22 protein-coding genes are annotated in these 25,981 nt (G+C 54.5%); 8 read left to right on the forward strand and 14 right to left on the reverse strand.

Annotation, left to right across the window (positions count from 1 at the left end; translation table 11 throughout):
• Nucleotides 1-127: 127 nt before the first annotated feature.
• The 3 genes from typA (at nucleotide 128) to ACFOUO_RS03725 (ending at nucleotide 4,423) form a co-directional block, all read left to right on the forward strand.
• Entirely contained in the window at nucleotides 128-1,957 is a 1,830-nt protein-coding gene (gene typA / locus ACFOUO_RS03715) for a translational GTPase TypA (RefSeq protein ID WP_380702271.1), read from the forward strand.
• A gap of 242 nt (nucleotides 1,958-2,199) precedes the next feature.
• Nucleotides 2,200-3,117 carry an NAD(P)/FAD-dependent oxidoreductase gene (locus ACFOUO_RS03720; RefSeq protein WP_380702273.1) on the forward strand — a complete coding sequence of 306 codons (918 nt, stop codon included), beginning with the start codon at nucleotides 2,200-2,202 and terminating at the stop codon, nucleotides 3,115-3,117.
• A gap of 82 nt (nucleotides 3,118-3,199) precedes the next feature.
• Entirely contained in the window at nucleotides 3,200-4,423 is a 1,224-nt protein-coding gene (locus ACFOUO_RS03725; RefSeq protein WP_380702275.1) for an MFS transporter, read from the forward strand.
• 455 nt (nucleotides 4,424-4,878) lie between these two features.
• Here ACFOUO_RS03725 and chrA read toward each other — a convergent pair whose 3' ends face one another.
• From chrA to ACFOUO_RS03755, 6 genes are all read right to left on the reverse strand, one after another.
• Nucleotides 4,879-6,099, reverse strand: a complete 1,221-nt coding sequence (chrA, locus tag ACFOUO_RS03730) for a chromate efflux transporter (protein WP_380702277.1) — start codon at nucleotides 6,097-6,099, stop codon at nucleotides 4,879-4,881.
• Nucleotides 6,100-6,251: 152 nt separating this feature from the next.
• Entirely contained in the window at nucleotides 6,252-6,659 is a 408-nt protein-coding gene (locus ACFOUO_RS03735; RefSeq protein ID WP_380702279.1) for a VOC family protein, read from the reverse strand.
• A 103-nt stretch (nucleotides 6,660-6,762) separates the two neighbouring features.
• The gene (locus ACFOUO_RS03740) at nucleotides 6,763-7,779 is read right to left on the reverse strand and encodes an NADP-dependent oxidoreductase (RefSeq protein WP_380702281.1); all 1,017 of its coding nucleotides are present in this window, start codon (nucleotides 7,777-7,779) and stop codon (nucleotides 6,763-6,765) included.
• Between the two features lie 128 nt (nucleotides 7,780-7,907).
• Nucleotides 7,908-8,324 (reverse strand): hypothetical protein, encoded by a 417-nt coding sequence (locus tag ACFOUO_RS03745; protein WP_380702283.1) that lies wholly within the window; start codon nucleotides 8,322-8,324, stop codon nucleotides 7,908-7,910.
• Nucleotides 8,325-8,448: 124 nt separating this feature from the next.
• Nucleotides 8,449-9,522, reverse strand: coding sequence for an o-succinylbenzoate synthase (menC, locus tag ACFOUO_RS03750; RefSeq protein WP_380703243.1), 1,074 nt, complete (start codon nucleotides 9,520-9,522; stop codon nucleotides 8,449-8,451).
• Nucleotides 9,523-9,554: 32 nt separating this feature from the next.
• Nucleotides 9,555-11,048: an o-succinylbenzoate--CoA ligase gene (locus ACFOUO_RS03755; RefSeq protein ID WP_380702285.1), complete on the reverse strand. Its 1,494-nt coding sequence runs from the start codon at nucleotides 11,046-11,048 to the stop codon at nucleotides 9,555-9,557.
• A 179-nt stretch (nucleotides 11,049-11,227) separates the two neighbouring features.
• Here ACFOUO_RS03755 and ACFOUO_RS03760 point away from each other — a divergent pair, with 179 nt between their 5' ends.
• Complete coding sequence (locus tag ACFOUO_RS03760; protein WP_380702287.1) at nucleotides 11,228-11,704, forward strand: DUF1259 domain-containing protein; 477 nt, start codon at nucleotides 11,228-11,230, stop codon at nucleotides 11,702-11,704.
• Nucleotides 11,705-11,735: 31 nt separating this feature from the next.
• Here ACFOUO_RS03760 and menB read toward each other — a convergent pair whose 3' ends face one another.
• From menB to ACFOUO_RS03780, 4 genes are read right to left on the reverse strand one after another with little or no spacing between them, the layout of a single operon-like run.
• Nucleotides 11,736-12,554 carry a 1,4-dihydroxy-2-naphthoyl-CoA synthase gene (menB, locus tag ACFOUO_RS03765; protein WP_380702289.1) on the reverse strand — a complete coding sequence of 273 codons (819 nt, stop codon included), beginning with the start codon at nucleotides 12,552-12,554 and terminating at the stop codon, nucleotides 11,736-11,738.
• A gap of 30 nt (nucleotides 12,555-12,584) precedes the next feature.
• Complete coding sequence (gene menH / locus ACFOUO_RS03770) at nucleotides 12,585-13,397, reverse strand: 2-succinyl-6-hydroxy-2,4-cyclohexadiene-1-carboxylate synthase (protein WP_380702291.1); 813 nt, start codon at nucleotides 13,395-13,397, stop codon at nucleotides 12,585-12,587.
• Nucleotides 13,373-15,181 carry a 2-succinyl-5-enolpyruvyl-6-hydroxy-3-cyclohexene-1-carboxylic-acid synthase gene (gene menD, locus ACFOUO_RS03775; RefSeq protein ID WP_380702293.1) on the reverse strand — a complete coding sequence of 603 codons (1,809 nt, stop codon included), beginning with the start codon at nucleotides 15,179-15,181 and terminating at the stop codon, nucleotides 13,373-13,375. Before menD ends, menH begins: the two co-directional genes overlap by 25 nt.
• Nucleotides 15,178-16,581: an isochorismate synthase gene (locus ACFOUO_RS03780; RefSeq protein ID WP_380703245.1), complete on the reverse strand. Its 1,404-nt coding sequence runs from the start codon at nucleotides 16,579-16,581 to the stop codon at nucleotides 15,178-15,180. The genes menD and ACFOUO_RS03780 overlap by 4 nt, the downstream gene beginning before the upstream one ends.
• A gap of 284 nt (nucleotides 16,582-16,865) precedes the next feature.
• On the opposite strand from ACFOUO_RS03780, the gene ACFOUO_RS03785 reads away from it, so the two are divergent.
• Entirely contained in the window at nucleotides 16,866-17,789 is a 924-nt protein-coding gene (locus ACFOUO_RS03785) for a 1,4-dihydroxy-2-naphthoate polyprenyltransferase (RefSeq protein ID WP_380702295.1), read from the forward strand.
• 157 nt (nucleotides 17,790-17,946) lie between these two features.
• A complete protein-coding gene (ald, locus tag ACFOUO_RS03790) occupies nucleotides 17,947-19,068 on the forward strand; it encodes an alanine dehydrogenase (RefSeq protein WP_380702298.1) in 1,122 nt (373 codons plus the stop codon).
• 31 nt (nucleotides 19,069-19,099) lie between these two features.
• Here the strand turns inward: ald and ACFOUO_RS03795 are convergent, their stop codons facing one another.
• The 3 genes from ACFOUO_RS03795 to msrA all read right to left on the reverse strand — a co-directional run bounded on the left by ACFOUO_RS03795 (nucleotide 19,100) and on the right by msrA (nucleotide 22,753).
• Complete coding sequence (locus ACFOUO_RS03795) at nucleotides 19,100-20,740, reverse strand: PucR family transcriptional regulator (protein ID WP_380702300.1); 1,641 nt, start codon at nucleotides 20,738-20,740, stop codon at nucleotides 19,100-19,102.
• 138 nt (nucleotides 20,741-20,878) lie between these two features.
• Nucleotides 20,879-21,829 (reverse strand): thioredoxin-disulfide reductase, encoded by a 951-nt coding sequence (trxB, locus tag ACFOUO_RS03800; RefSeq protein ID WP_380702302.1) that lies wholly within the window; start codon nucleotides 21,827-21,829, stop codon nucleotides 20,879-20,881.
• Between the two features lie 453 nt (nucleotides 21,830-22,282).
• Complete coding sequence (gene msrA, locus ACFOUO_RS03805) at nucleotides 22,283-22,753, reverse strand: peptide-methionine (S)-S-oxide reductase MsrA (RefSeq protein ID WP_380702304.1); 471 nt, start codon at nucleotides 22,751-22,753, stop codon at nucleotides 22,283-22,285.
• A gap of 255 nt (nucleotides 22,754-23,008) precedes the next feature.
• Here msrA and nhaC point away from each other — a divergent pair, with 255 nt between their 5' ends.
• Together nhaC and ACFOUO_RS03815 are read left to right on the forward strand one after the other, a co-directional pair.
• Nucleotides 23,009-24,418 carry a Na+/H+ antiporter NhaC gene (nhaC, locus tag ACFOUO_RS03810; protein WP_380702306.1) on the forward strand — a complete coding sequence of 470 codons (1,410 nt, stop codon included), beginning with the start codon at nucleotides 23,009-23,011 and terminating at the stop codon, nucleotides 24,416-24,418.
• Between the two features lie 213 nt (nucleotides 24,419-24,631).
• Nucleotides 24,632-24,892: a hypothetical protein gene (locus ACFOUO_RS03815; protein ID WP_380702308.1), complete on the forward strand. Its 261-nt coding sequence runs from the start codon at nucleotides 24,632-24,634 to the stop codon at nucleotides 24,890-24,892.
• Between the two features lie 147 nt (nucleotides 24,893-25,039).
• Here the strand turns inward: ACFOUO_RS03815 and rbsB are convergent, their stop codons facing one another.
• The gene (gene rbsB, locus ACFOUO_RS03820; protein WP_380702310.1) at nucleotides 25,040-25,969 is read right to left on the reverse strand and encodes a ribose ABC transporter substrate-binding protein RbsB; all 930 of its coding nucleotides are present in this window, start codon (nucleotides 25,967-25,969) and stop codon (nucleotides 25,040-25,042) included.
• Between the last annotated feature and the right edge of the window lie 12 nt (nucleotides 25,970-25,981).

Below are 25,981 nucleotides of genomic sequence, written 5' to 3' on the forward strand. Positions count from 1 at the left end.
ATATAATTCCCTTTTGGAAGCATCTTTTCGGCCAATCACAAGTTCCCCGGCCCACCGTGCGCCGGGTGCTTTTTTATGGCATCAATTATATGAAGGAGGCCAGGGACGCGTATTCGCGTCCGGTCACATGAACCCTCAAAATATCCGCAATATCGCCATCATCGCCCACGTCGACCATGGGAAGACCACACTTGTCGACGCCATGTTGAAACAAGCCCGGATCTTTCGGGAAAACCAACAGGTCGCTGATCGGGTGATGGACTCTAACGATCTGGAACGGGAACGCGGCATCACGATCCTATCCAAGAATACATCTATCACATATAAAGGTGTCAAGATCAATATCGTCGACACCCCAGGCCACGCCGACTTCGGCGGCGAAGTGGAACGGGTGATGAACATGGTCGACGGGGTACTGCTGTTGGTGGACTCCGTCGAGGGGCCGATGCCCCAGACTAAATTCGTGCTGCGTCAAGCCTTGGAACGAGGGCTGAAAGCGATCGTGGTCGTAAACAAGATCGACCGCCCCAACGCTCGCCCCGACTTCGTGGTGGATACCACCTTCGACCTGTTCGTCGACCTCGGTGCCGATGAGGAACAGGCGGATTTCCCCGTCATCTATACCAACGCTCTCACCGGTCAATCCGGCCTGGAACCGGGAGAAATGACGGACAATCTGGAACCTCTCTTCGAACAGATCCTGGACACCCTGCCCTCTCCCGATGTCGAAACCGAAGGGCCCACCCAGATGCAAGCCACTTTGATGGGCTATGACGATTACAAAGGGAAAATCGTCATCGGTCGCCTCAACAGTGGCAGCATCGAAAAAAATCAGAACGTCCTTCACATCCTATCCGACGGAACGCAAAAACCTCTAAAAGTGGCCCAGGTTTTCACCCACCAGGGGTTGGGACGTGTGGAAGTGGAACGGGCGACTGCCGGAGACATCATCGCCCTGACGGGTCTGGGCAATGTGGGAATCGGCGACACGATCACCGACCCGGAAGATCCGCGTCCTCTTCCTCCTATCAAAGTGGAGGAGCCGACCCTGCGCATCACCTTCGGCGTCAATACCAGCCCCTTCGCCGGTCGTGAGGGCGACTTCGTCACTTCCCGCAAACTCCGGGAGCGGCTCTTTATCGAAGCGGAAAAGGACGTCGCCCTCAAAGTGGAAGAGACCGACTCCCCCGATACCTTCCTCGTCGCCGGACGAGGGGAGCTCCATCTGGGCATTCTGATCGAAAACATGCGCCGGGAAGGGTATGAGTTTGAAGTCTCCAAACCTGAGGTCATCCTGAAGAAAGTGGATGACAAGTGGCATGAACCGATTGAGACCGTCGAAGTGGAAGTTTCATCCGAGTACCAAGGCGCTGTCGTGGAGCTTCTCGGCCAGCGCAAGGGGCAGATGACGGATATGCAGCTCCGGGATGACGGCAGCATCCACTACACCTATTTGGTACCCACCCGCGGCCTGATCGGTTTCCGCCAGCAATTCCTAACCGCCACTCGGGGCGAAGGCCTGATCAACACCCTCTTCGCCGGCTTCCAGCCCCACGCGGGAGACATCCAGACTCGAGACCACGGATCGCTGGTCGCCTGGGAACCGGGCACCGCCACCACCTATGGCCTCCACGCCGCGCAGGAGCGGGGTACCCTATTCATCGGCGCCAACATCGACGTCTACGAAGGCATGGTTGTCGGCCAGCACATTCGTGAAGGTGATCTGGACGTCAACGTCTGCAAAAAGAAACAACTCACCAACTTCCGTGCCTCCGGCTCTGATGAAGCCCTGCGCCTGGAGCCGCCGAAAAACCTCTCCCTGGACGATGCCCTGGAGTACCTCTCCGAGGATGAACTCCTGGAAGTGACACCAAAGGATTTCCGCATCCGCAAACGGATCCTGCCCAAGAATGAACGGCGCAAATACCAGAAGTACGGCGGCAAAGTCAACGGATAATGATCCACACCCCCTCGCAAGTGCGAGGGGGTGTTTTTTTATAGACGGAACCATCTCGAACAAGGGAGAAACTTTCCCTCCTGCGCCAGGAACCCCGCCAATGAACCGAAGCCTCCCCATCTGCCTTGAATGCCTTTCAACAGCCTTTTTTCATTTTCGCCTCATAATTATCCGCTTTAAAAGGAAGGGTTATGGATGGAGCCTAAGAGCAAGGATCGGACATGGGAAGGGGATAGGGAAGCATGATCGATCAAAAAACCTGGGATGTGGTCATCGTAGGGGGAGGCCCGGGAGGATTAAGCGCAGGCCTGGTTTTAGGCCGTTCACGCAGAAAGGTTATCATCGTGGATGGCGACCAGCCGAGAAATATCGTTACACGGGAGGCCCATGGCTTTCTCACCAGAGACGGCACCCCTCCGATGGAACTTCGACGCATCGCCAAAGGACAACTGGCGAAATATGAAAACGTCACGGTAATGGCGGATGTCGTGGAGGATGTGGAAAAAGAAGCGGGCCGATTTAAAACCACGACACGAGGCGGACAGCTTCTTTACAGCAAAAAGATCCTCTTTGCTACAGGGGTGAAGGATGAACTGCCTGCCATCCCCGGCTTCAAGGAGGTATATGGCACATCCGTTTTTCTTTGTCCCTATTGTGACGGCTGGGAATGGAGAGACGAGCCTCTGGCCTTGTTTGGAAATGGAGACGGCATATTTCCCTTTACGAAGTTGGTTTATCAGTGGAGCCGCGCTCTAATGGTGTTCACCAACGGACCGGCCACCATCGACGAAAGCGAAAAAAAGGAGTTGGCCCAACGAAACATTCCGCTGATTGAATCCCCCATCGCAAAGCTCCAATCGACCGATGGATTTTTGGAAGCGATCGTGTTGGATAGCGGGGAGTCCATCCACCGACGAGGCGGGTTCATCGAGTTAAACGAGTCACAAGCCTGCAACATCCCCGAAAAACTAGGCGTACCCCAACACGAGAAGGGCGGCTACAAAACCAATCAACACGGGCAGACCGACATCGACGGTCTCGCGATTATTGGCGATGCCAAGAACAATTTTACCGGCTTAATCTGTGCGGCTGGCGAAGGCTATGAGATCGGCACTGTCATCAACCATGAACTGGTGGAAGAAGAGTGGAAACGTCTGTGATCGGGGGGTTCACAAAGGGTACAGAGGAACCGCTTGCCTATTGGAAAATGGTGTTATGATGAATTAAGGAGGTGTAAACTCCTTGAACATCCCAATCCGTAACGGTTCAAATAATCCACACCCTACTCTTGGGAGGAATCGATCCTTACGTGCTTTATGGACCGGCCAAGGACTTTCATCCATCGGAACAGGCATTTATCAAGCAGGGCTGGCTTGGGAAGTGGTACAGATTACGGGTTCCACGCTTGCGATGGGTTCCATCCTCATCGCTTCTACAATCCCCGTCATCCTCCTCTCTTTTTGGGGTGGGGCGTTAGGCGATCGTCTCCCTAAACGAAGGATTCTGATTTTTGTCGATTTTCTCCGATGGGTCGTGTCAATGATTTGGGCTTTTACGCTATTCGGAAGAGACCCGATCCTCAGTGAATTGACCGTCTTTTCGATCTTTTTCGGGGTTACCCAGGCTTTTTTTAAACCTACATACTCCGCCCTGATCCCTGATTTGATTAAAAAAAGCCAGATTTCACGAGCCGTGGGGATCAACCAGCTCATTATGCGAAGCGCAGATATTCTCGGCCCCGTTTTCGGGGGCATGTTAATCGCCTATACCTCGTTTGGAATGGTTGTGCTGGTCAATGCCCTGACGTTTGGTCTCGCTTACGGATGTAATTTCTTCCTACCCTATCTTTTTCCACAAAAAGCGGAAAAAGGATCTCCACTTCGCCATATCCAATCAGGAATCCGGTATTTTCTTCAAGAACCCGCTGTTTTCTGGTCCGTGATTTTGATTACTTTCGCCAATCTGTCCGCTGTCACCATTCAAGTGAATCTGCCTCAATTCATCCAAGTGGATCTTCACTGGACTCCTCAGGCCTATGGGATGGTGGTGTCCTGCTATGGGCTGGGAACAGCACTCGCTTTTTTGTTCCTTTCCCTCTACTCCTTAAAGAGGCGGCGGGGACTGTTGTATTTGATCACCTTGTTTACCGGCGGAACGATGTTTTTATGGTTTCCTTTGGTTCATGCTGCTTGGCAATTAGGCGGATTGCTGTTCATGATGGGGGTCGCTTTTGGATTAACGGGGGCCATAAGCATTACCTTCACACAGGAATTCACCCAGCGAGCATATCGCAGTCGTGTCATGGGCATTGTGACGGTAAGCGGAGCGTTTATGCCCTTGGGCTATGGGTTATGGGGAGCCTTGGGGGATTATCTCAGTAACACCGTCGCTTTTCTCGCAGCGGGAAGCTTGATATGTCTGATCGCTTTAGTAGGGGGAAAGACTCCCTTGCGAGAGACAAACTGAGGGGACAAATTCAAGCGTTATTTGACTCATTTGGTACAGTAATCAAGGCTTTTATTACTGGTTCTGTATTTGATATGATCCAAGATGGGGCCTATAAAAAAGCCGCTAAAATCATAGTAAAAGGTGCGGCTAAAGCTGGGGCTAGGCTTAGTGTTGCCGTATTAGCAGCTAAGATTGCCTATTATTCCTGGAAGTGCTCTTAATACGATAATAGGTGGTGGTAATTTTGAATATCAAAGGTTCCATCGAGTTATTAATATTCGGGATAGTTGTCTTGGGAATTGAAAGAGTTATATCAACCTATCTGAAACTTTCCTTTCTCCCGAGTGTATTGATTACAGCAGCATTAGCGTTTGTTTTAGGTAACATCTACTTCTACGTTAAAAGAATGATCAGTAGAAGTGCCAGTTAAATTAACAAACCGACACTCAACAAGGAGTGTCGGTTTTTTTCGATCATATCCCGCTCAACAACACTCCCCCTACTGCTGTCACGATGACGACTACCCAGGGTGGCAGTTTCCATATCATCAGGAGACCAAAGGCGATGAGGGCGAGAGCAAAATCCAGGGGGCCTTGAATGGCCTTAGTAAAGACAGGGTCGTACAAGGCGGCGAGCAGAATCCCGACAACAGCAGCATTGACGCCAGCAAAGGCCGCCCGGAAAGCAGGATAACGGCGGATCTGGCTCCAAAAAGGAAGGGTGCCTGTCACCAATAGGAATGACGGAAGGAAAATAGACAGAGTGGCTAGGAGAGCTCCCGGCAGACCGGCTGCAATAGCTCCCAAATAAGACGCAAAGGTAAACAGGGGCCCTGGGATGGCTTGAGCGGCCCCGTATCCGGCAAGGAAAGTCTCACTGGTTACCCATCCCGGAGGAACGACGACAGATTCCAGAAGGGGTAGAACGACGTGACCGCCGCCAAAGACGAGGGAGCCGGTTCGGAAGAAGCCCTCCGCGAGTGCGGCCCAATAGGAGTGGGTGATCTGTGCCACGAACGGTAGCCCCAAAAGAAGAATGACCAATAGAACCCAACAACCGATGGCTGTTCGACGTTGGATCGGGATGGCGATCGAGACAGGCTCCTCCAACTCTTTTTTCGGGAGGAATCCCCACCCGAATAGACCGGCGGCGATGATGATAGCCACCTGAGTTCCCGCTGTCGGCCAGGCAAGAGCGGCCCCGGCAGCCAGTAAGGCGAGGGTGCCCCTCGGCCGATCAGGGGCAAGGGCTTTAGCCATTCCCCACACCGCCTGAGCCACGACGGCAACCGCTACCACCATCAGCCCGTGAAGCCACCCCGCCTCCCCAATGTCGGCTCCATGGATCCACCATGCAAACCCTAGTAACGCCAGAACGGAAGGTATCGTAAACCCGAACCAGGAGGCAACCGCCCCAGGCAGTCCTGCCCGCAGCAAGCCGATGGCAATCCCCACCTGGCTGCTGGCTGGGCCAGGGAGGAACTGGCAAAGGGCAACTAGATCGGCATACGTTTTCTCATCCAACCATTTTCGCTTCTTTACATATTCCTCCCGGAAGTACCCGAGGTGGGCTATCGGTCCCCCGAAAGAAGTCAGCCCCAGGCCTGTAGCCACCCGAAGCACTTCCCAGGCGGAACCGGGGGAAGCGGGACCTTTCCTTCCCTTCGCTCCCTCCGATGTTCGAGGCGTTTCCAACGTTATCGTCCTCCTTTCCTTATTCCCCAAAATCCTACACCCATAATATTAAGAGAGTATATACTTGCACCGTTAATCTCTTGCTTCAGCCTGGGAAATATATCGCAAGGAGGGAGGGGGGCCAATCACCTTGAAGCGCTAAAGGTCTCAGCTTACTGCTGCATAGGCTTTTGTTCTACCATAACAAAGGTGTTGCCGTACAAATCTTCGAAAATGGCCTGAACCCCCCAAGGCATATCCGAGGGGCCGTCCAGAATCTTGACCCCTCGGGTTCGCAAAGCTTCTACATCGCCGCGGCAATCGTCCGTCCCAAACACCCACTTGGATACTTGCCCTAGTTTGGCCATACGGCTGTCTTTCTCACCAGGGCCCGGTTGATAGAGGACGATTTCGGTGTCAAACCGGGTATCGTTTCCTTTTGCTCCCAGGGTGACCCACCGGTATCCCGGGCCGAAGGGGGCATCACTTCTCAGTTCCAACCCCAACTTTTCTGTATACCACGCAATCGCTTCGTCATAATCCCGAACGACGATACAGACATGTGCCAGTTTATTAATCATCGATAGGTACTCCTTTCAGTGACCATCCTGTCTTGTTTGAAACCCGCTTTATTGTACACGAAAAAGGCCCCCGTCACCAACCGGAGGCTTCAACAATGGATGCTTATTGAATGTCTGAGACTTTGACCAGTTGTTTCCCCAGATTCTCCCCCTTGAACAGGCCGAGGAAAGCCTGAGGCGCATTTTCCAGCCCATCGATGATGTTTTCCTGATAAACGATTTGCCCTTGGGCCACCCACTCGGCAAGTCGCTGCAGGCCTTCTTTAAAACGGGGTTGATAATCACTGACGATAAATCCTTTCATCAGGGCGCTGTTGATGAGGAGGGAAGGCTGAACCCGGGGCCCATCATCCGGCTTTTCCAGGTTATAAAGAGAAATCTGGCCACAGAGCGGAATACGGGCATGTTTGTTGAGCAAACGGATGACAGCATCAGATACTTCGCCGCCTACATTGTCAAAGTAGACATCCACCCCGTCCGGGCAGGCTTGTTTCAGCTTATCCTTAAGGTTCTCCGCCATATAATTAACGACCGCATCAAAACCAAGCTCTTCTTTCAGGAAACGGATCTTCTCCTCAGAACCAGCAATTCCGACCACACGAGCCCCGTGAAGCTTAGCAATCTGGCCAACCACGCTTCCGACAGCGCCCGCCGCGCCTGAAACGACAACGGTCTCCCTTTTCTTCGGCTGCCCGATATCCATCAAGCCAAAATAGGCGGTGAGTCCAGGCATCCCGAGAACACCGAGAGCTGTCGAAGGGGGGGCAAGCTGGGGGTCCACCCGGCTCAATTCCTCTCCTTTTGCCACGGAATAATCCTGCCAACCCAGCATCCCGACCACCAGATCTCCCTCTTGGAAGCGGTCGTCCTTGGAAACTTCCACCTGCCCAACCACTCCGCCCTGCAGGACTTCATTTAGAGGGAATGGCTCGATATAAGATTTCGTATCATTCATCCGTCCCCGCATATAGGGGTCGACGGATAGGTAGACGGTTCGTACCAGCACTTCTCCTGGGCCCGGCTTAGGAACTGCTGACTTTCTCAATTCAAAGGTATGTTGATCAGGCATCCCCTTGGGCCGTTGCACGAAATAAATCTGACGGTTAGCTTCCGTTGCCATCGATGAACCTCTCCTTTAGCGAGGGTACCCTGCTTTTATTTCGATACCCAAAACTTCTACCCCGGAAGGCAACAGAATAAACCTGCCCCATCATTGCTTGTGCCTAGAAAAAAGAAGAAAGCCAGACGTTAGGCCGCCGAAGCTGGTATATAGCCTTCCAACTCGATCCGGTTCCACCACAGGCCCCCGAATATGAAGGCGGCGGGAAAGAGAAAAGCTGACAAAAGCCAGTCAAAATAACCGGTCCAACCGCTGACAACACCGGTTAGCAACAGGCAGAGGAAAAGCACCGACAATGGATAATAGCGAGGATCCTCCTTCTTCAACCAGCGAAGGAGGAGACTTCCGGCGGGGACCGTGACCGCAAAGAAAAGAAACAGCCCGATCAATAGGGTTTCCGAGATCAGATACAGGGAGAGAATAAACAACAGCGAAAGGTCCAACCCTTTTATCAACGAAGAAATGTAGAGACAGCAAAACAAGAATTGAACCACGAGACCCACACTAAAAGACCAAAGGGAGATGGGTATGATCCGCTTCATCATGGGACAACCCTCTTTCCGCATCGAACCTAGTTCCTTTTTCCTATTTTACCAGAAGGGGAAGGGTTCAGCTTCCAATTTATCCATGAAAAAGAGCGACTATCCGAGTCGTCGCTCTTTTTCGGTGTTACCCTGGAAATCGCCGGGATTGTACCCTTACTTCCGCGATCCGTTCCCTATCCACCTTTACCCCGATTCCAGGATCTCTAGGGACGTGGATCCACCCCTGGTCGACGGTGGCTTCAGGAATGATCACATCCCGGTCCCAATGGCGGGAAGAGGCGGACAGATCCCCTGGCAGGGTGAACCCCGGTAGTGAGGCTAAAGCGAGGTTGTGGGCACGGGAGATGCCGGATTCCAGCATCCCTCCGCACCAGAGGCGGATGCCGCGTTCTACACAGAGATCATGAATTCGTTTCGCTTCCGCCAGACCACCCACCCGTCCAGGTTTGACATTGATGACTTGGCAACTGCCCAAATCAGCCGCCCGCCGAGCATCGTCGAAGGAGGTGATGCTTTCATCCAAACAAATGGCCGTTTCCATCCGTTCCTGCAGACGGGCATGATCGACAAGATCATCGGCGTCGAGAGGTTGTTCCACCATCAGGAGACGGAATTCATCGAGTCTACGAAGATAGTCAAGGTCCTCCAGGGTATAGGCTGAATTCGCGTCAGCCATCAGGGGTAAGTCCGGGAAGGCTTCCCGAATGGGGGCGATCACCTCGATATCCGCCCCAGGGCGGATCTTTACTTTGATACGGCGATATCCTTCCTCCACCCGTCTCCGAACTTGATCGATCATCTCCGCCGGGGATCCCTGAACACCAACAGCCACTCCCGCCTCCACTCGCTCCCGCGTCCCACCCAGGCTTTGGGAGAGGGAGCGGTCGCTTTCCTTGCACCACAAGTCCCAAACAGCCCCTTCCAGGGCAGCCTTGGCCATAGGGTTCCGGCGGATAGCAGCGAACCGCTCTCGGATTTCCTCCGGATGATCGATTGTCTCCCCGAGGAGGCGGGGAACCAGAAAGGATTCCATCACGTGCCAAGCTGTGCCCACTGTCTCCTCGGTATACCAAGGAGAGGAGAAAGCCACGCATTCCCCCCACCCCGTCCGACCGTCTTGATCCCACACCTCCACAAGGATCAGATCCCTACTACGGAGAGTAGTTAGGCTGTTGGAGAAAGGGGTTTTCAAGCCCATGCGGATCTGATGAAACTGGATGCCGCAGATCTTCAACGTTTCTCCTCCTTTTCCTCGAGCAGTTCCGGAAGCCGCCGCCGAACCAGCTTGTTTGAGGCATTTTTCGGAAGTTCCCTGACAAAATGGATTCGACGGGGAATTTTATAACGAGCCAGGCGCTCTCCGCAGAATCGGACCAATTCTTTTTCCGTAACAACCTCTCCCGGCTTTACCCGGACAAAACCGACGGGTACCGCTCCCCACCGTTTGTCCGCTACGCCCGTCACCCCGGCTTCCACTACCACCGGGTGAGCGAGGAGAGCAGCTTCCACTTCAGCCGGATAAACGTTTTCACCGCCGGAGATAATCAGGTCGCTCCGTCGATCCAGGACAAACAAAAATCCTTCCCGGTCCACACAGCCGATATCCCCCGTTCGGAACCAACCGTCCCGGAGCACTTCTCGGGTTACGTCCGAACGCTTCCAGTATCCCAAGGTTACATTGGGGCCCCTAACAACGATCTCCCCCGGTTGGCCGGGGGATGCCTCCTCTTCTCCATCCATGATGCGAAGCTCTGAGGGAAAGAGAGGTTTTCCAGCAGAACCCAGTTTCCGCAGGCTGTCCTCGGGAGCGAGCGTCACGATCTGGGAAGCCGTCTCCGTCAAACCGTAAGTCTGGAAAACGGGAATGCCCTGATCTCGGCACCGTTCCAAGAGGGGCTTTGGTACCGGCCCCCCGCCCAGCAACATACAGCGGAAATGGTCCGGGTACCCGCGGCCCCCCTGTTCTTCCACCATCTGCGCCAGCATCGTACTGACGACGGAAATGATCGTCACCCCATCCTCCCGAATGGCCCGATTGGCCGCTGCTGGGTCGAAAGAAGGATGGATGACCGCAGTGATCCCGTACAAAACCGAACGCATCAAGATTGAGAGGCCGCTCATATGAAAAAACGGAGTACAGACAAGCCACCGGTCATTCATATCCAACCCCAGATTGAAAACGGAGGAAGTAGCGCTCCACCAATGATTGCCATAGGAGAGCATCACTCCTTTAGGGCGACCGGTAGTGCCTGAGGTATACATAATGGTATGTAGCTCACCGAGATGGAGGTGGGACCGGAGCGGTCCTTCAGCTGGTTTCAGAGATGCTAATCGATCCCATGAGAGGACTTCGGTCTCTGCCGCCGTTTCCGCCGTTTCCCGGTGGGGAAGATCGTATAGAAGTAATTTTGCTCCCGCATCGGCAAGCTGCCATCGGATCTCCGACGGAACTAGCCGAGAATTGATCGGAACAAAGACGGCCCCGAGAAAGGGAAGGGCATGAATCACCACTGCCATGTCGGGACCATTTTGCATCAGGAGGGCGACCCGGTCCCCCTCGCCGATTCCCAACTTGGCCAGCCGACGCGCTGTTACCTTCGCCTGACTCTCTAAATCTTCCCATGTCATATTCCCGCCTCCCGAGGCGAGTGCTGTTCTCTCCGGTGTCAACGCCGCCCGTTTCGTCAGCCACAGCGGCATCTGGATGTCGGTTCCATCTCGCATCGTTTGCCAAACCCTCCTGTTAAGTCCAATCGTCCTTTCCATTATAACCCGGTGGTGTCCATCCGGTCATGCAGGGGTTCTCATTTCCTGCTAGCACGTCCCGACAAACCATCTGTTCCGCATGGAATCGGTGATTCACGGAAAAAATATCCGCACCCCTATCCAAGGAGGTATCGCGGATGTTACGAAAAGGAAGTTGGATGGGCTTGTTGGTTTGCCTGGTACTCCTCTCCCTTCTCTCTCCGGCTCAGGCCCAAGGTAAAAACTGCCAACCCATCGAGAAAGCCCTCGGTTATCCTGTCGAGAAAGAGAAGGGTGTTTGCAGGATGGAACTGATCCGGAAAGGACTGGACGCCACTCATATGGGGAGAAAGCTCTCTCCAGAAACGATGGAGCTGGAATTGATGGCCACCTTCGAGAAAACAGGCAAGACAACGGCCGTGATGGGTGAATTCGCCCTCTTGGAGCGGGAAGTCAACCCGGTGATCGACCGTCTGCGCCGAGCCGGATTGGACGTGACGGCGGTCCATAACCATATGTTATTTGAGCGCCCCCGAATTCTATATGTTCATTTCCAGGGAGAAGGCAGCCCCGAAGCTTTAGCTAAAGGCGTACGGCAAGCGGTCCAGGCTACCTCGTACCGCTCCTCCCGATAAAAAACATCCCGGCGAACGCCGGGATGTTTTTTTACGGAAACCGGGGGAATTTGCCAAAGTCAGGCTTGCGTTTCTCCTTGAAGGCATCGCGCCCTTCCTTGGCTTCATCCGTGGTGTAGTAGAGAAGTGTCGCATCTCCGCCCAGTTGCTGCAGACCAGCCAAGCCGTCGGTGTCGGCATTGAAAGAGGCTTTCAAGAAACGGAGAGCGGTCGAGGATTTCTCCAGGATTTCCTCGCACCACTGGAGGGTCTCTTCTTCCAGCTTCTCCAGCGGAACCACCGTGTTGACCAGTCCCATGTCCAAAGCTTCCTGTGCGCTGTACTGACGGCAGAGGTACCAGATCTCACGCGCCTTTTTGTGGCCGACGATTCGAGCGAGGTAACCAGCACCATAGCCAGCGTCAAAGCTCCCCACTTTAGGCCCTGTCTGACCGAAAACCGCGTTATCGGCAGCGATGGTCAGGTCACAAACAACATGTAGCACATGGCCGCCGCCGATAGCATAACCCGAAACCATAGCGATGACGGGTTTCGGGATCACCCGAATCAGCCGCTGCAGATCCAGCACATTGAGACGGGGGATTTGATCCTCCCCGACATAGCCGCCATGGCCCCGTACTTTCTGGTCACCGCCTGAGCAGAATGCCTTCTCTCCAGCACCGGCCAGGATGATGACGCCAATGTCGGAATCATCCCGGGCACGGGCAAAGGCATCGATCAGTTCCATTACCGTCTGCGGACGGAAGGCGTTATGTACCTCCGGCCGGTTAATCGTAATCTTCGCGATATGGTTGTAGGTCTCAAAAAGAATATCCTCATATGGACGAACCGATTTCCATTCCACAGCCATTGGTTGATCCTCCTTACCTATTTAGCCTACTCAGATTTTGGAAGTCAAAAAATCCAGCACAATCCTTTCAAAGCGTCGGGGCTGTTCCACATGAACGGCATGTCCTGCACCTTTAACCGTTTCCATGCGCGCATCGGCTAGCTTGTCTTTCATCTCCTCGGCAATCCGGCAAAACTTGGCATCCCACTCTCCCTTGATCAACAGCACAGGGAGAGTGAGGCGGTCCAAACTCGCCCACCAGGAAGGCTGAGCCCCCGTGCCCATCCCGCGCAGGCTGTTGGCCAACCCTCGGGGATGGTTAGCGAGTCGTTGTTCCCGGAGCTTCCGGCGCACCTCCTCCGGGAGGAAGCGTTGACTCGCAAAGAGGGGGATTTGTTCCCAGGCATCGACAAAAGCCCGGATGCCATCCGTCTCAATCCGGTCAGCTAAAGCTTCATCCCGACGGATGCGCTCTTCCCTCTCCTCCCGGGTTTTCAGGCCCGGTGAGCTACTTTCTAACATCAGACGCTGAACCCGCTCTGGGTGGGTCGTGGCCAAGGAGAGAGCGAGCCGCCCCCCCATGGAATAGCCCAAGAGATCCGTTTTTTTCACCCCGAGGGAATCCAAGATGCCAACCAGGTCAGCCACAACGCTTTCCATGGAATAGCGAGCGGGATCTCCCGGTGAATCCGTCTCCCCATGGCCGATCAGATCGACTCGAATCACCCGGAAGCGGAGGCTCCACGCCGGGACAAACGGCTCCCAATTTACGGCTCCACCTGTAAAACCGTGAAGAAGGAGAAGCGGGGGGCCGCTCCCTTGCTCTTCCACCCGATACTTCACTCCGCCGACCTTCCAATCCATCCGAAATCCACCTCCGCCAGCCACGAATCAAGGGAGCGATGGACCTCGGACCAAATCTGTCGATGAAGAGCTGCGTTTTCATTCCTAGAAGTGGGTACTTCGATCACATGAAGCCCCTCTCCTTCCATGCCTTCGCGGAATGCGGAACGGAACGCTTCCCAGGAGGCAACCCGGGTAAAGGCCCCTCCGTACATGTGCACGGCATGGGCGTAGTCCAAGTCGACAGGCGTACCGAAAAGGGTTTCAAAGTTCTCCTTGTCGAGTTCTGCAGCCTGGGGTAAGAAAGAAAAGATCCCCCCTCCGTCATTGTTGACGACAATGATCGTGAGGTCAAGTCGGTGCATTTTAGCGGCGAGCAATCCATTCAGGTCGTGATAGAAAGAAAGGTCCCCCAGCACCAGAACCGTGCGAGGATGATGAGCAGCTGCCCCCAAAGCGGTGGACACCACCCCATCGATACCATTGGCCCCGCGATTGGCCATCGTGCGCACGGATTGCCTTCCCTTCAGAAAAAAGCTGTCCATATCCCGTATAGGCATACTATTGCCGGCAAAGAGAAGGCTACCTTCCGGCATGGTTTCCGCCAGTTCCGTAAACACCCGCCCTTCGAAGAGCCCTTGGACCTTCCGGCTGGCCGCGTCCATCTCCTTCCGCGTCCGGGCATCCAGCTCCCGCCACGCATTTGCCCACCGACCGGTTCGTATCGGTGCAAGGGATTCAACGCGCCCCGCCAGCTCTTCGGCGAAAAGAGCGGGGTCGGCATAGATCATCTCCGTAGCCGACAGCGTCGGCTCCCGCCACCCGCCATCGGGATCCACCACCACCTGACGGCAATCAGGCCTTTCTTTCATAAACAGCATCCAGGGTTTAGAAACCGGCATCGCTCCAAAGCGAATCACCGCTTCCGGAGCCGCCTTTTCCTTTACAATGGGATGTCTTAGAAAGGCATCATAACTGTCCAGTATCCAATCTGCGGCGTGTGGACCTCTACGGAGTTGAGAAAGGGGATCGGCCAACACCGGCCAGGATAAAGACTCCGCTAACCGGTGCAATGCTCCGCCCAGCGAAGGATCCTCCTGGGGGCCACACACGATCAACCCCCGTTCTACCCCGGCGAAGGCGGCGGCCAGCCGATCCACCTCTGCCCCATCGGGTTTCCTACGGCCTTCGGAGACTGTCACATAAGGACCCGTTTCTCCGGAACGCCTTCCCCCTTTGAAAAGAGATGGCGTTTGTAGATCCGGCACCAAGGGCTCTCGAAAGGGAAAATTGAGGTGGACAGGCCCCTTAGGGCCGACGGAAGCAGTACCTACCGCTCGAGCAGCCATTGTCCGCACGTAACGGAGCATCGGCTCCGAGGACTCCGGAAGGGCCATTTCGGCAAACCACTTCGCATGGGAGCCGTACATACCCAGCTGGTCAATCGCTTGGGGCGCTCCGACATCTCGCAGCTCATGGGGCCGATCCGAGGTGAGAACCACCAGAGGTACCCGGGCAAGACGGGCTTCCACTACTGCGGGGGCATAATTGGCCGCCGCCGTTCCTGACGTACACAGCAACGCTGTCGGCTTGCCCGTCGTTTTGGCAAGTCCTAAGGCAAAGAAACCGGCGGAACGTTCATCCACATGCATCCGAACCGTAAGGTCCGGGTGAGCCACCATCACCATCGCCAGCGGTGTTGAGCGAGAGCCAGGGCTGATGACCGCCTGGGTGAGTCCACCCTTTACCAGTTCGTCGACAAATGCTCCCGTATAGGCCGTCAACTCTTCCCGGTGGGTGCTCAACTAGACTCACCCCCCAATGCCGACAACATCGGACGAAACTTCATTCTTGTCTCTTCATATTCTTTTTCAGGGTTCGATTCCCCGACAATCCCGCATCCAGCGAAAAGGGAGCCCCTCTTCCCGCGCAGGAGGCCGGAGCGGATAGCAACGCTGAACTCGCCGTTCCCATGGGCGTCCAGCCAGCCCACTGGTCCAGCATACCATCCCCGATCCATCGCTTCCGCCTCCCGGATCTTCACCACGGCTGCTTCCTGAGGGAATCCCCCCAGGGCAGGGGTGGGGTGGAGACGCTTTACCATCGCCAGCAGGCTTGTCCCCTGCCGCGCTCGACCCGTCACCGGGGTGTACAAATGCTGAACATCCCGCACTTTGTAGAGAACAGGTTCCTCTGGAACCCGGACCTCCTCGCACTCCTGGCGGAAAGCCTCCCGAATCATGTGAACGACGACCGCATGCTCCTCCCGGTTTTTCCCGTCCGCCAGGAGCTCTTGCCCGAGATGGGCATCCTTTTCTGGTGTCCCTCCCCGAGCGATGGTACCAGCCAGACAAGTGGAGAGTAGCTGGTTCCCCTCCCGTTTGACCAACCGTTCAGGGGATGCACCCAAGAAGCTGGCACCACCGCGTTCCATGACAAAGAGATAGCTGTCTGGTTGCTGGCGAGAGAGGTTCGTCAACACCGCTTCCGGAGAAAAGGGGCGATCAGCAGTCAGGCGCAGTTCTCTGGCCAACACCACCTTCTCCATCTCTCCCTGCCGGATCTCCCGGGCTGCATCCGCGACGGAGTGCTTCCAGGAGCTCGGGAAGATCTCCTCGGTTTCGAATGACGGCTCTTCCGTAGTTGGGCTTGCATGGACAGCAGCCCAAATCGCTTGTTCCTCTTCGGTAAGGGAATTCGAAAGAATATCGGGCTTCTCCTCCGGGCCGACCAGGACATTGGCCGTCATCCAGCTTTCCCCTTCAACCACGGAGATCATCAGGCGAGGCAGAACGAGAGAAGCCTCTGGGAATCCCTCCCACAAATCCGTCGGTGACTTCAACGGATCGAAGGAAAAGCCCCCCATCAACAACGGACCCGTTCCTACCTTCCCCGACCCGTCGATGAGGGCGTCAGCCAAGAGTTTTTCCCATTCCCTTTCTACCGCAGCAAAACGGCCTTCACCGGAAAGCGCCTCCCCCTTTAGAGAGGCTGCATGCCCCAACCCGAGCAAGACCAACTCCCTACTAGGATCCGCCCAAAAGCTCCGCTTGCCTTTATATCGGTCGGCGACCTTGGTAAACAGAGCAAAGGGGTCGATCTGTGGGATCGATATGGTCCGGCTGACCAATACGTTCCGACCGCACCTTTCCGCCTGGGCGACCCCTTCGGCCAGCCGCACCCGATCGTCTAGTTGTTTTACCATCGACACAACGGCTCCCCCGCTTTCATCCATGCCAAGCAGGCCGAATCTACTTCGGCCCAGCCGATCTGGAAATCTCTTGAAAAACCCTTTCCAAAAGGGGGTTTTTTCGGTTATTTGTACAGTTTTGTGCCAAGTTCAGTATACAGGAAACCCCCTTTCTTTTCTACAAGGTTCCAGGGCCATTGTTGCTTCGCTGAAGCCGAACTGAGACCGGAGTTTCCCCCCAGCATCCAACGGGTTATAATGGTCAACGAAGCTTTTCCTCAGCAAAGGAGCGAACACTGTTGAACCCAAACGACCAAGGGAAACACGTTCAGACCGCCCATTGGAAGGTATGGTGGCAGCTCCTCCGCCCCCACACCCTGACAGCATCCTTTGTTCCGGTACTGATTGGGACTGCCCTTGCCTTGCCCCTGACGGATATCCACATTCCTCTCTTCCTGGCGATGCTGGTCGCGTCCATTTTGATTCAATCGGCAACCAATATGTTCAATGAGTATTATGACTACAAGCGGGGACTGGATACGGCAGAATCTGTCGGCATCGGAGGCACCATTGTCCGATACGGCATTTCCCCCCGCACAGTGATGACCATCGCTATCGCCTTTTGTACCTTAGCCGTCCTGCTGGGTGTCTATATCTGTTTAGCTTCCAGTTGGTGGCTGGCCGCCGTCGGAATCGTCTGTATCGCTGCCGGTTATTTTTATACCGGCGGACCCTGGCCGATTGCCTATACCCCTTTCGGGGAACTGACCGCCGGTTTTTTCATGGGTTTGGTCATCATCCAGATTTCCTTCTTCATCCAAACAGGAACCGTGACCGTCTCCGGTATCCTCGTCTCCATCCCTACCTCCATCCTGGTTGGTGCCATTCTGATGGCCAACAATATCCGAGACAGAGAAGGGGATGAAAAGAATGGTCGCCAAACGCTGGCGATCCTGCTCGGTCACGAGGGAGCCGTCCGTTTCCTCGCTGGGATGTTTGCCGTTGCTTACCTGTGGGTGACCACGTTAATCCTGACGGATGATTTCGCTCCCTGGCTGTTGCTCGTCTATTTCAGCCTGCCCAAGGCCGTTCAGGCCATCCGCGGTTTTCACGGGCACAAAACCAATGTGGAAATGATGCCTGCCATGGGCGCTACCGCCCAGTTAAACACCTTGTTCGGCTTTCTGCTGGCCGTTGGACTACTTCTGGATTACCTCAATTAAACCATGGGCCGCCCGGATTCGTTCCGGCGGCCATTTTTTTGGCGAATAACAGGAATGTCCAAAAGCCGCGGCAAACCTCATACACTTTGTCCGACGCAAAAACCTGGTATACCTGATACATTGGACACATCAACGGTCCTATGAAGGGGGATGCATCTTGAGAATCGGTGTACCAAAAGAGGTTAAAAACTGGGAGTTCCGAGTGGCGATCACCCCGGCGGGGGTTCAGGCGCTCGTGGATGCAGGACACGAAGTGACCATCCAGGAAGGAGCCGGCGAGGGAAGTGGTTTTACCGACGAGGAGTATATTGCAGCAGGCGCACGAACAGGATCCGCGGAAGATGCCTGGGGAGCTGAACTGGTCTTGAAAGTGAAAGAGCCCGTGCCGGAGGAAACCCGCTATTTCCGGGAAGACATGCTCCTGTTTACGTATCTGCATCTGGCCGCAGACCGCCCGCTGACAGAGGCCCTCATCCAATCCAAAACAACGGCTGTCGCCTATGAAACGGTTCAATGGGAAAACGGCGCCTTGCCCCTTCTTGCCCCGATGAGTGAAGTGGCAGGTCGGATGTCTGTCCAAGTGGGGGTTCACTGCCTTGAAAAGCCCCAAGGCGGTAGCGGCACCCTCCTTGGCGGTGTACCCGGGGTTCCCCCCGCCAGTGTCGTGATCGTCGGCGGAGGCATGGTCGGGACGCAAGCAGCTAAAATGGCCGTGGGTCTCGGCGCCGATGTAACGATGATTGATGTGAACAGCCAACGGTTGCGTCAGCTGGATGACCTCTTTGGCGGTCGTGTCCGCACACTGATGTCGAACCGTTTTAATATTGAGCAGGCCGTCGGTGGAGCCGACCTCGTGGTTGGAGCGGTGCTTATTCCGGGGACTCGGGCGCCCAAGCTGGTTACACGGGAGATGGTGGCCAAGATGAGACCCGGATCCGTCATCGTGGATGTGGCTGTAGACCAGGGAGGATGCGTGGAAACCGCTGATAAGGCGACCACCCATGAAGAACCTACCTACACCGTGGACGGAGTGGTACACTACTCCGTGGCGAACATGCCGGGAGCCGTCCCACGCACCTCCACGCTGGCCCTCACCAATGCTACATTGCCTTATGTGCTGAAGCTGGCCGCCAGCGGATTGACCCCGAAGACGGACCCTGCCCTCCTCCGGGGAGTCAATACGGCCCATGGGACCCTCACTTGTCAAGGTGTTGCTGACGCCTTCGAAATGGCGTATGTTCCCGTTCGGGAAGCCTTATTTGAAGGTGTGACGCGATAAATCGATGAAAAAACGATAAACCCGACACGGATTAACTCTCTGGTGTCGGGTTTCTTTGTGCCTGCAAGGAAAAGGAAGCATTCCGGCTTTCCAAGAACCGGCGGGCAGCCAGTGCCATATCTAGCGCAAACCGCCTGGGTGAGGACTCCCAACCTTCCCCGAGGAGAGAAGTGATTTGTTCCAGGCGATAATACAGGGTTTGACGGTGGATAAATAGATCTTTCGCCGCTTGCTGCTTGGATTGACGAGCATCTAAAAAGGCATCCAGGGTGTTGACAAGGTCTGTACCGTTTTTCCGATCATGGGCCAATAATGTACCTAGCTGGGATTCGACGTATTCGGTTAACACCACAGGAGAAACTTGCAAAAAAAGCTGCCAGGACTGAAGGTCATCATAGCAGATTACTTCTGAGGCCTCGCCTTTCGGAGTCCCAGGTTTCTGTTTTTCCGAACCCTGCGGGATGGAAAGGGCGAGTGATGCCTGTTGCCAGGCCTGAGGAGCCTGATCCAGCGCGGAAAAGGCATGGCTGATTCCAGCTCTCCACTCAAAACGAGAGGCAGGCGGTGACTCGCCTAACCGCTGAAACAACCGAGACAATCCTTGTCGAATCCGTTTCATCAAGGCAGCGGCAGAGGAAGGGTGCCTGCCCATCATCATCACCACCTGGTTTTTACCCAGCGTGACGGTCCAAGAACGAATGCCCAGCGGCTCGAATACCTGGGGAACCGAACGGGCCCATTGCAAGATCGCCATGTTCGCTTCCTCCTCCAGTATGTGACCGGTATCCGTCGTAGTTCCTTCCCGAGCGATACATTTCACTGCCCCGATCACCATCCGACACCCGGCATGAACCCCAGCAGTGACCACAGAAGGGACTTCAGCAACCCCCCGACTGAGAAGATCATCCATCCATTGCCGCCCATCCCGCAGCTGTCTTTCTTCCAATGAAATCCGGCGCAAAAGTTCCTGAGCGATCGCTGTTGCGGCGCGATCCAGTACCAGCCGCAGGATTTCTGGCGGCTCACCGGAATATTCGATCAGGAGGTCGCCGACCTCCACGCCCAAGGCAACAATCGGTTGTCGGATTAGAGAAGCCCCTTCTGACAGAGGCTGATCCTCCGGGTAAACGAGGTTTTCTCCGAGGTGGTCTTTCAGCCACACCCGACAGCCCGTTTCCTCATGGAGCAGTTTCAAGATTTGAGCCGCTCCCCGCGGGCGGAGAGTCAACTGCAAAAACTGATTGGAAATCCGCTCCAAAGAGAGGAGCTGATGGTGGTGCCGATTGATCAGGAACGCATGAATATCCTGTGTGATCCCGATAAAGGAAACCGCTTTTTCAAAAACAATGATGGGAAACCGGTGTTGATCAGCAAATTGTTTGATCGATTCGGGAAGCCGCACATATTGGTGAACCAATTCAATACAGAGAGCGGAGACATCACTGGCCACCAATTCTCGAACAAACTGCAGGTGCAGTTCTTTTTCCTCCCCCAGGCCCACGCCTGTCATCAGAATCAACTCATGGCCGTGGACATAAGAAGACCCGTCCATGATCTCCAGTACATGGACCCAGCGAACCGGGCGCTCTAGCCCTTCAGCTCCGGCGACCACTTTAGCGTGTTGAAAGTGGGGACGTTTCAATACTTCCGTGACTGTCATCGGCTCCTGCATGGTGGCTTCCCTCCTGTCCGGCACCCTTCGTAGCCTATTGTAACAAGTTTCCCCACAAAAGGGACCCCCTTGGCAAAACACACCGATCGTGTGTCATCCGCTTCAGGAGGTCCCTTCCCTATAAAAGGATTTCTGTTTTTACAAGCTTTGGCTCCAGTCGATGGCTGCAGAGCCTTCCAGGAATTTCTCAGCATCCATGGCGGCCATGCAGCCGGTTCCGGCGGCAGTGACCGCCTGACGGTAAACATGATCCTGGACATCGCCGCAGGCGAAGACGCCCTCTACATTGGTTTTCGTTGTGCCGGGTATCACTTGAATGTATCCCGTTTCATCGGTCTTCAATTGTCCCTTTAGGAAACCGGTATTGGGCCGGTGACCGATGGCGACGAAAATGCCGTCTGCCTCGATCACCTCCTCTTTTCCGGTCTCCTTGTTCTCCACTTTCAACCCCCGGACCCCGCCTTCTGCCTTTTTGACCACTTCGACAGGAATACGGTTCATGGCCCAGCTGATTTTCGGATTTTCCTTAGCCCGGTCTTGCATGATTTTGGAAGCGCGTAACTGATCCCGCCGGTGGACGACGGTCACTTCAGAAGCAAATTTGGTAAGGAAGTTGGCCTCTTCCATGGCGGAGTCGCCACCACCGACGACGACAATTTTCTTCCCGCGGTAGAAGAAACCGTCACAGGTGGCACAGGTGGAAACTCCCTGCCCCATGTTCTCCTTCTCACCGGGAATACCGAGCAGTTTTGCCGATGCACCAGTGGAGATGACCAAGGCTTCCGCTTTTACCTCTCCCAGAGAATCCACGGAAAGGGTAAAGGGGCGCTTGGACAGATCGACATCCGTCACCCAACCCCTTTTAAATTCGGCACCGAATCGCTCTGCTTGTTTCCGCATGTTATCCATCAATTCCGGGCCCAGGATACCGTCCGGGAACCCCGGGAAATTCTCCACATCCGTGGTGGTGGTCAACTGTCCGCCGGGCTCCGGCCCTTCAATCACAACCGGTTTCATATTGGCCCGAGCAAGATAGATCGCCGCCGTCAGACCAGCAGGCCCCGTTCCGAGAATGATTACTTTGTACATAGGGTACATTCAACCTCCTGATTCAATCTCTCCCTGCCCGACAGACCCTCGTATCGATGAAGGAATACAGACGGGTGGATGTTTAAGGGCATTTTCTACCGTCACTCGGCAGAAGTTACGCCTTTATCTTACCACAACAAGTCGACTCACCATCCGGTAGATGACAGCTGAGCCCGCTCGATCCTATACCCGTTTTATTCGGGTCGATAACTTGTCGGAACCTGGCCCCCCGCCTCCTCATAATGTGGGAAGAAGCATTCATACACGGAAAGCTGAGGAGGTGGCACCCCATGTCGATCAACCCTTTCACCCCTGTTTTTTTGTTCCCCATCATTTCCGCTCTCTTTATCGCCTTCTTCACCGCCCTCTCCCTGCTGACGATCTTTCCCCTCTGAGCCAAAGATATAGCAAACCCCGCTCCATTTTCGACGGAGCGGGGTTTGCCGTATCCAGTTAGATATGGCAGGAGGATTGCCCTCGTTTTTGCAGAAAACGCTGGTGGTATTCCTCCGCTCGATAAAAGGTGTGTGCCGGTTCAATTTCCGTAACGATTGGATCTTGCCATTTTCCCGAGTTGTTCAGCTCCCGCTTGGCTTCCTCCGCCGCTTCTTTTTGTTGTTCATTATGATAAAAGATCACGGAGCGATATTGGCTTCCGATGTCCGGTCCCTGTCGGTTCAAAGTAGTGGGATTATGGTTTTCGAAAAATAGTTCCAGCAAGCGATTATAGGAAACCACCGCCGGGTCAAATTCCACGTCTACCACCTCGGCATGACCCGTTCGGTCGGTACAAACCTCTTCATAAGTAGGGTTTTCTTTTTCGCCCCCCATATATCCGACAGCGGTAGAAGTAACTCCCTCTACACGACGGAAGAGTTCCTCCACCCCCCAAAAACAACCGGCTCCAAAGGTAGCTCGTGCCATAAGCGCGATTCACTCCTTTCTGACCGGTGCTTACCGGTCTTCGTTTCCATGATACCGAAGCATCCCCCAACCTGGCAACAAATACAATGGCAATTTTCCCCTTAAGCCCTGGGTTGACAGAGTGTAAGCCGATCCGTAAGATAAGCTTTAGCGCTGATTTGCTTTTAAGTGGTAAAGCATTTTCGAATCCATATCTCTCTGATGGATTGCGAAACCAGCTTTCGTCCCTATGGGAAAGAGAGCTTTTTTATTGTCATGAACCGCTTCAGAAAGGAACGAAATCTGATGTCTTTAGCCCGTACAACACGCTCTGTCATATTCTTGTTTCTGACCTTATTTGCTTTATTGTTCGTCACGCTAATTCACTTGAAGGTAGAGCCCCACCTTCCACTCTTGGGAGCCGTCATTCTGGTCTGCCTTTACGGATTGTTGACAGGTGCCGACTGGCGCACGCTGGAGAAAGGGATGACAAGCGGGATAGTAAAAGGTCTGGCTCCTATCCTGATCCTGATGATGGTCGGTCTGGTGATCGCCAGCTGGATGTACAGCGGCACCGTACCCACTATGCTGGTTTACGGTCTGTACTGGATTCAACCGGAATGGTTTGGCCTTAGTGCTCTTTTTCTCACGATCCTGGTCTCTACCTTCTGCGGAAGCTCCTTTACCACGGTTGGAACCGTCGGCGTCGCCCTGATGGGCATGGCCCAGGCGATGGGCATTTCCCCGGCATTAGCTGCCGGTGCGGTCGTTTGCGGTGCCTGCTTTGGGGATAAAATGTCTCCTCTCTCCGATTCCACCAATCTAGCCTCCGGGGTGACTGGAGTGCCTCTCTTCACCCATATCCGGCATATGATGGGGACGACGGTGCCCGCTATCCTGATTACCGTTCTCCTGTTTTTCGTGCTCGGCCACCAGGGCGAAGGGGTGGAGCCCACAAAGCTGAAGGCAATCACCCACTCATTGGAGCATTCCTTCCTGATCCACCCCGCCGCCCTGTTACCACCCTTAGCGGTTCTCGGGCTGGCTTGGCGGAGGCTTCCCGCTCTGCCTGTCCTCTTGATCGGGTGCCTTGTTTCTTGGCTCCTAGCATGGTGGACCGTACCGGACTTCTCCCCTGCCCGCCTCATCGATGTATTACAGAACGGGCTTCAGATGAAAACCGGAAACCCTACGGTCGACCAAATCGTCAATAAAGGCGGACTGCAATCGATGATGTGGACCGTTTCACTGATCCTGATCGCCCTTTCCCTCGGCGGACTGATCCAGGCCCTCGGCTTGTTTGAGCTCTTCCTCTCCAAGGTGAAACGGACGTTGACAAAAGCCGGTTCCCTGATTGCTGCCACTGCTGCCTCCGCCGTGGGTGTCAACCTTCTGGCCGGTGAAATGTATCTGTCGATTCTCCTCCCGGGACAAGCCTTTCAATCGGCTTTTTCAGAAAGAGGCATCCCAGCCCGATTCCTTTCCCGGACGCTGGAAGACGCGGGCACACTGGTCAATGCCCTCGTCCCCTGGGGCGTGAGCGGGGCCTTTTTCGCCTCCACACTCGGGGTTCCTGTCTTAGAATACTTACCTTACGCGTTCTTCCCTATCCTTTCCTTGGTCATGACCCTGATTTTAGGATATATTCGGGCCAGGGCCCATTCCTCCCCTGCCCCACAACGCTAAAACCAAACGGTTTCCTATCACGGAAGCCGTTTTTTCGTTAGGCTTGGATATTCATTTCCTTGAGGAGTCGATCCCGCTCGCAAAGATATAAAATGAAAATACAACCTAGGACTTGAATCCCTGTCATATCCAAAAAGATTGTTTGTTTATTCGACAGCCTATTTCGTGTACACTGACTACGATGCCTACTCTTTTCTTAGGAGGTCGACGACGTTGGGGTCCAAACCGATTGATTTTTCCCAGAACGAACGAGAGATGTTAGTGATGAGTCTGAACGCTCGGGAATCAAAAATCCTGGATTCGATGGAACAACGCCTCAACCAGATCGTCAATGAAAAACACGCCACCCGGGTGGAAAAAATGCTCCGTTCCATGTTTAACGAATGGCATACCCTCCACGAAACCCGGTCCTTGAAAGAACGCATCCACCGCTCAATCGATTCAGACGGCCATATTAAAGCCGTGCCTAAGTAATCCTTTATTCTTCCTTTCCCATGGGTCGGGAGCTCTCTTCCCAATCCATGACCGCTCTTGTCATAAACGAGAAAGCCGTAACAAGAAAACCGGTCCCCCGATGCGGACCGGTTTTCTCGGTTTGCAAATCATCAGCCGTGTGGAGACTCAATCCTTTGTCACCATCTCCAGTTTCACGGGATAAAATTTTTTCACGGACTCCCCCTTGCCGACTTTGACGGCGATCTGAACCGCCTTCTGGCCGATCTCCACCGGCCTCTGAGCGATAGTAGCGGCTAGGTTGCCCTTTTCGACAGCTTTCACCGCATCGTCGGTGGCGTCGAAACCGACAACCAGGATGTCTTTTTTGGCAGACTGGATCGCCTGCAAGGCACCCAAGGCCATTTCGTCGTTGTGGGCAAAGACAGCCTGGATATCTTTCTTGCTCTGCAGAATGTTTTCCATGACGCTAAGCCCTTTGGCCCGGTCGAAGTTGGCCGGTTGGGAAGCAACCACTTCTACCCCGCCTTTGTTATCCACCGCTTTATGGAACCCTTTCCCCCGATCCCGGGCAGCGGAAGTTCCGGGTATACCCTCCAACTCAACGATCTTCCCTTTGCCGTCGATTTTGTTCAAGATCAAGTCTCCGGCCATCTTGCCCCCTTCTACATTGTCCGAGGCGATATGGGAGCGAACTTTGCCTTTTTCTGCTTCCCGGTCGACAGTAATGACAGGGATATCTGCTTGGTTCGCTGACTCGATGGCCGCAGCAACGGCTTTGCTATCCGTCGGGTTGATTAGCAGGATATCCACCTTTTTCTGAATTAGGTCTTCCACATCATTGGCTTGTTGGGCCGTATCGTTTTGAGCGTCAGTCACAATGAGCTTTGCCCCGGCCTCTTTCGCCGCTTTTTCCGCCCCTTCACGCAAGGTGACGAAGAAGGGATTATTCAAGGTGGAAATGGAAAGCCCGATTGTCATCGATTGATCCTTTCCCTGCTCTTTATCAGACGGTTCCAGGGCGGATTTCGATGAACAACCCGCCAGCAACCCGAGGACAAGCAACCCCACCATCACCCAGGATCCTATTTTTCTCATGAATCAACGCCT

The sequence above is a fragment of the Salinithrix halophila genome, from assembly GCF_042650125.1.
Lineage (GTDB): Bacteria > Bacillota > Bacilli > Thermoactinomycetales > DSM-45169 > Salinithrix > Salinithrix halophila.

Excerpts from the sequence above, each read along its gene's own strand:
- typA (WP_380702271.1), top strand. The coding sequence starts at position 128 with ATGAACCCTCAAAATATCCGCAATATCGCCATCATCGCCCACGTCGAC.
- ACFOUO_RS03720 (WP_380702273.1), top strand. The coding sequence starts at position 2,200 with ATGATCGATCAAAAAACCTGGGATGTGGTCATCGTAGGGGGAGGCCCG.
- ACFOUO_RS03735 (WP_380702279.1), bottom strand. The coding sequence starts at position 6,659 with ATGATTAATAAACTGGCACATGTCTGTATCGTCGTTCGGGATTATGAC.
- ACFOUO_RS03740 (WP_380702281.1), bottom strand. The coding sequence starts at position 7,779 with ATGGCAACGGAAGCTAACCGTCAGATTTATTTCGTGCAACGGCCCAAG.
- ACFOUO_RS03745 (WP_380702283.1), bottom strand. The coding sequence starts at position 8,324 with ATGATGAAGCGGATCATACCCATCTCCCTTTGGTCTTTTAGTGTGGGT.
- menC (WP_380703243.1), bottom strand. The coding sequence starts at position 9,522 with ATGGGCTTGAAAACCCCTTTCTCCAACAGCCTAACTACTCTCCGTAGT.
- ACFOUO_RS03755 (WP_380702285.1), bottom strand. The coding sequence starts at position 11,048 with ATGCGAGATGGAACCGACATCCAGATGCCGCTGTGGCTGACGAAACGG.
- ACFOUO_RS03760 (WP_380702287.1), top strand. The coding sequence starts at position 11,228 with ATGTTACGAAAAGGAAGTTGGATGGGCTTGTTGGTTTGCCTGGTACTC.
- menB (WP_380702289.1), bottom strand. The coding sequence starts at position 12,554 with ATGGCTGTGGAATGGAAATCGGTTCGTCCATATGAGGATATTCTTTTT.
- menH (WP_380702291.1), bottom strand. The coding sequence starts at position 13,397 with ATGGATTGGAAGGTCGGCGGAGTGAAGTATCGGGTGGAAGAGCAAGGG.
- ACFOUO_RS03780 (WP_380703245.1), bottom strand. The coding sequence starts at position 16,581 with ATGGTAAAACAACTAGACGATCGGGTGCGGCTGGCCGAAGGGGTCGCC.
- ACFOUO_RS03795 (WP_380702300.1), bottom strand. The coding sequence starts at position 20,740 with ATGCAGGAGCCGATGACAGTCACGGAAGTATTGAAACGTCCCCACTTT.
- trxB (WP_380702302.1), bottom strand. The coding sequence starts at position 21,829 with ATGTACAAAGTAATCATTCTCGGAACGGGGCCTGCTGGTCTGACGGCG.
- msrA (WP_380702304.1), bottom strand. The coding sequence starts at position 22,753 with ATGGCACGAGCTACCTTTGGAGCCGGTTGTTTTTGGGGGGTGGAGGAA.
- nhaC (WP_380702306.1), top strand. The coding sequence starts at position 23,009 with ATGAACCGCTTCAGAAAGGAACGAAATCTGATGTCTTTAGCCCGTACA.
- rbsB (WP_380702310.1), bottom strand. The coding sequence starts at position 25,969 with ATGAGAAAAATAGGATCCTGGGTGATGGTGGGGTTGCTTGTCCTCGGG.